At 69.6% G+C, this 392-nt stretch carries 1 protein-coding gene; it reads left to right on the forward strand.

The genetic code is table 11. The annotated features are described in order from the left end of the window. Nucleotides 1–30 precede the first annotated feature (30 nt). The coding region (locus AOK15_RS31595; RefSeq protein WP_157870427.1) for an ATP-binding cassette domain-containing protein at nt 31–392 on the forward strand (362 nt) is incomplete at its 3' end.

The raw sequence follows: 392 nt of genomic DNA on the forward strand, positions 1-392 counted from the left end.
CGCCACGATCGACCCGCGGGTGAGGCTCTCGTGACCGAACTGTCCAAGACCGGGGCCGCCGTCGGCGAGCCCGTACGCAGCGGGGCCTCCCCCGACGCGTTCCTCGAGGTGCGCGACCTCAAGGTGCACTTCCCGACCGACGACGGCCTCGTCAAGTCCGTCGACGGCCTCTCCTTCCAGCTGGAGAAGGGCAAGACCCTCGGCATCGTGGGCGAGTCCGGCTCCGGCAAGTCGGTGACCTCGCTGGCCATCATGGGTCTGCACCGGCTCGGCGCACGCGGCAAGAACGTGCGGATGTCCGGCGAGATCTGGCTCGACGGCAAGGAACTGGTCTCCGCCTCACCCGACGAGGTCCGCCGGCTGCGCGGCCGCGAGATGGCGATGATCTTCCA

It is taken from the genome of Streptomyces ossamyceticus (assembly GCF_001418475.1).
Taxonomy (GTDB): domain Bacteria; phylum Actinomycetota; class Actinomycetes; order Streptomycetales; family Streptomycetaceae; genus Streptomyces; species Streptomyces ossamyceticus.